This window comes from Roseateles sp. P5_E11 (genome assembly GCF_054049355.1).
The window spans coordinates 1-3,629 of sequence record NZ_JBFUMO010000575.1 but is presented as its reverse complement, the minus strand read 5'-3'; the positions used below and the strand labels follow the sequence as shown (position 1 = coordinate 3,629).

Below are 3,629 nucleotides of genomic sequence, written 5' to 3'. Positions count from 1 at the left end.
ACGCGGGCCGGCTAGGGGCGGCCCGGCGCTCGACCCGCCAGGGGGGCCGACATGACTCGCGTCAGGCTTTGCTGAGCAGGCCGCTCATCTGCGCCTTCAGCGTCAGGGCCTGGGCGCGGCGCTCCTTGGTCGCGGCCCGCTGGTAGGCGGTCTCGGCCTTCTCGCGCAGGGCCACGGCGYGCTCCAGGGCTTCCTGGTAGCGCTCGATCGTGTAGGTGTTCTCGGTGCCGATGTAGACGCTGCGCGCCAGCGGCGTCTCGCCGAAGCGAGGCAGGGTTACCGCGAAGCTGCAATCACGGACACGGCTGCCGGCACGCTGGCGCACGATCGGGCCGGAGATGCCCGAAGGCAGATCGCTCTGCTTCTTGCGGCTGGGCGTGCGGCGCAGGCGCGATGGCGCTGGCAGCGTCGCGATACGTTTGAGCAGCTCCTTGGTGGCCATGGCCAGCGCACGGCGCGCGCCGCTGCCGTCCTGGCTGTGGTCGGAGAACAGCTTGGTGCCGCCATAACGCAGCTGCCAGCCATGGGTCGACAAATGGTCGATTCTTTGAATGCATTGCGGCACGACAAAATGCTCGCCGCTGAAGATCACTACGTCACGCGTGTTCATCACTGCCCCCGGTCTTTCAGCCCACCTGTGCGTCATTGCGCGGCGGGTCTACTAACGCCCCTCTGATACGGACTGAGTTTATGGGGGTTTATGGGCTCGGTGCGAATTTATGACTTCATGAAAACAGTTTCATTGCAATCCCGTCAGCTCAGCGACAGCTAAGCGCGCAGTCCGGCGGCTGGTGTCGGCGCCCAGGGCAGGTGGCAAGCTGGCCTGCTTGYTGTTCCGGGGGACGTCAGCGGCCGCGCTGCCCGGGCCGTTGGCCAGCCAAACCCGGGTCGAACAGCTCCATCACCCGCAATTGGGCGCCGCTGCGGCTGAACACCGAATTGCGTGACCACAACATCTGCGCCGACGGCGGCTGGCCGGTGGCCGTCAGCCATTGCCGCTCGGCATGGCGGCGCGTGTGGCCGTGGCGGGAGAGGCGGCGAGGTTGCAGCTCGCTGCGGTGGATGCGGTAGTCGTCGTAGAGCAGATGCGCCAGCGGCCTGGTGCCCAGGCCCTTGAGCGCCCGCCAGGGGCCCGTGGTGGCGCGCTGGTGCACGGCAGAGCGCGCCCACACCAGGGGCTGGCCATCGACGCGCAGGATGACCTCGCGCACGACGGTCAGGCCACGCGGCGGCAGGCCCAGGGCCGCGCGCTCCAGCGCCCGGAACGGCGCCACGCCCTGGCGCAGCACCTGCACCTCGAAGCGCTCGCCCAGGCGGGCCAGGCGGCGGCTCAACGAGCCCGGCGCCCGCAGCCAGTCGCGCAGGCTGTCTCTGGTCGCAATACCCACTCAGACGCCGAATTCTTTGCCGAGTTCCGCGGCACGCCTTTGTGCGGCAAGCACGGCACGCCGGATGGCCGCGTCGACCGCATCCGCCTGCATCGACGTGATGGCCGCATGCGTCGTACCGCCCTTGCTCGTCACACGCTCCCGCAGCGTGGTCGGCGACTCGTCGGACGCCAGGCCCAGCCCGGCCGCGCCGGCACAGGTGGCGAGCGCCAGGCGGCGGCCCTGCTCGGCCGTGAGGCCCATGTCGACGGCCGCGGCCATCATGGCCTCGACGAAGAAGAAGAAATAGGCCGGGCCCGAGCCCGACAGGGCCGTCACGGCGTCGAGATCGTCCTCGCGTTCGACCCACAGCGTCTGGCCGGTCGGTTTGAGCAGGCGCTCGACGGTGGCGCGCTCGTCGGCGGACACGGCCGGCCGCGCATACAGGCCGGCGATGCCCTGGCCGATCAGCGCCGGCGTGTTGGGCATGGAACGCACGACACGTTCGCTGCCGGTGGCCGTGACGATGGATTCCGAGCGGATGCCGGCCATGACCGACAGGTGCAGGGCCCCGCCGAGCCAGGCCTTGACCGGCTCGGCGGCGGCACCGAAGAGCTGGGGTTTGACGGCCCAGACGATGGTCTGCGCGTCAGCCAGGCCAGCATCGCCCGCGGCCAGCGCCGCGACGCCGAACTCGCCGACGAGCTTCTCGCGCTGCGGCGCATAGGGCTCGACGATGATGAGCTGGGCGGGGCTCATGCCGGCGCGCAGCAGGCCGCCGATGATGGCGCTGGCCATGTTGCCGCCACCGATGAAGGCGATCTTTTCTGCTCTCATGGGCGGAAGTCTAGGGGACCAGCGCGACGAGAAACAAAGCAGCGACGTGACAAGGCTATCGTTGCGGCTCATGAGCCTCTCACGCCCCGCCCGCCGCTTGCTGCTCCTGTGCGCCCTCGCATTCGCCGGTCTCGCCGGCTGCGCCGGCGGGCCACCGCCGCCCAAGCCCTGGGCCGAGACGGCGACGCGCGAACTGAATTTGTCGCTGGGCAACTTCGAACTGCAGGGCCGGCGCGTGCACATCACGCGCAGCGCAAGCGCTGCGGCGGTCCAGCCCGTCATCGTCTATCTGCCCGGCCTGGGGCAGGGCAGCGACGCCGGCCAGCGCTGGGCTGCGGCCTGGGCCCAGGCCGGCTACACGGTGCTGGGCGTGCAGCCGCTGGAGGCCGATGCAGCCGCATGGCGTTCCGAGCTGGCCCGCACCGGCGAGTTCCGCGAACTCGGCCTGCTGCACTATGGCGAGGCCCTGCGCGCCGACCGGCTCGACGCGCTGCGCCGGCTGCTGCCGGCCCTGCGCGCGGCCCAGCCGGCACTGGACTGGGGCCATGCCAGCCTCGCCGGCTACGAGACCGGCGCGCAGACCGCGCTCGACGCACGCGGCGACGCCGGCTGGCAGGCCGTCATTGCGATCAGCCCGCCGGCCATGCAGGCCCCGGCCGGCGGCGTGGCCACCTTGCTGATCACCAGCGAGATCGACCAGGACCCGCTCGGCCTGCTGCGCCGCCCCGCCGAGCGCAGGCAGGCCTTCGACAGCTTTGCGCCGGGCAGCGGCTGGTTGCTGAACCTCGGCGCCGTCTCGCATGCCGCCCTGGCCGGCACGATGGCGCCCGAAGGATTTCATGTGCAGGACCAGCGCCATGGCCAGGCTCCGCTCGGCGGCGGCATGGGGGGTGGCCGTGGACGCGGCGGAGCTGGCGGCGAGGGCGGCGGCATGCACGGGCCTCAGGGCGGTGGTTCGCGCGGCCCACGCAGCGGCAGCGCGACCGAGGCGGCCCAGTCCGACATCGGCGACGGCTTCCGGCTCAGCCACGCCTTCCTGGATGCGCAGTTGCGCGGCGGTGCACCGCTGTCGGCCGGTGGGCCGCTGACGTCGCGCTGAGCTCATTAAACTCCGCGGCCACCGACGGAGAGGGCATGGGCGCGAGCGACGAACTGGATGGGCTGCTGCTGCAGGATGAACTGCTGCGCTCGCTGGAGCGACCGGTCTGGGGGCTGTTCGGCCTGACCCTGGCGGCCGTCATCGGCCTGCTCGGACAGACGACGGCCCTGGCCGTGGTCGGCTGGATGGGAACCTGGCTCCTCGGCCCCTGGATCATCAGCCGCGCGGCGCCAGTGCTGGGCACCTCGCCGCTCGTCAAATACCCGCTGTTCCTGAGTTGCGCCATGCCCTTCCTGAGCCTGCTGGCGCCGCTGTATGTGTATGTG

Annotated in this window: 5 protein-coding genes; 2 read left to right on the top strand and 3 right to left on the bottom strand. The window is 71.0% G+C overall.

The genetic code is table 11. From position 1 onward, the window contains the following. Nucleotides 1-61 precede the first annotated feature (61 nt). The 3 genes from ACXJKR_RS27235 to proC form a co-directional block, all read right to left on the bottom strand. Nucleotides 62-610, bottom strand: coding sequence for a hypothetical protein (locus ACXJKR_RS27235; RefSeq protein WP_457325483.1), 549 nt, complete (start codon nt 608-610; stop codon nt 62-64). Nucleotides 611-845: 235 nt separating this feature from the next. Continuing rightward, on the bottom strand, nt 846-1,388 hold the full coding sequence (locus ACXJKR_RS27230; RefSeq protein WP_457325482.1) for a chorismate--pyruvate lyase family protein: 543 nt from the start codon (nt 1,386-1,388) through the stop codon (nt 846-848). Continuing rightward, on the bottom strand, nt 1,389-2,204 hold the full coding sequence (gene proC / locus ACXJKR_RS27225) for a pyrroline-5-carboxylate reductase (RefSeq protein WP_457325481.1): 816 nt from the start codon (nt 2,202-2,204) through the stop codon (nt 1,389-1,391). Between the two features lie 70 nt (nt 2,205-2,274). On the opposite strand from proC, the gene ACXJKR_RS27220 reads away from it, so the two are divergent. Both ACXJKR_RS27220 and ACXJKR_RS27215 read left to right on the top strand, forming a co-directional pair. Then, nucleotides 2,275-3,303 (top strand): hypothetical protein, encoded by a 1,029-nt coding sequence (locus ACXJKR_RS27220; protein WP_457325480.1) that lies wholly within the window; start codon nt 2,275-2,277, stop codon nt 3,301-3,303. 35 nt (nt 3,304-3,338) lie between these two features. Beyond that, a partial coding sequence (locus tag ACXJKR_RS27215; RefSeq protein WP_457325479.1) for a hypothetical protein occupies nt 3,339-3,629 on the top strand: 291 nt, incomplete at its 3' end.

Coding starts and splice junctions, on each gene's coding strand:
- proC (WP_457325481.1), bottom strand. CDS start 2,204: ATGAGAGCAGAAAAGATCGCCTTCATCGGTGGCGGCAACATGGCCAGC.
- ACXJKR_RS27220 (WP_457325480.1), top strand. CDS start 2,275: ATGAGCCTCTCACGCCCCGCCCGCCGCTTGCTGCTCCTGTGCGCCCTC.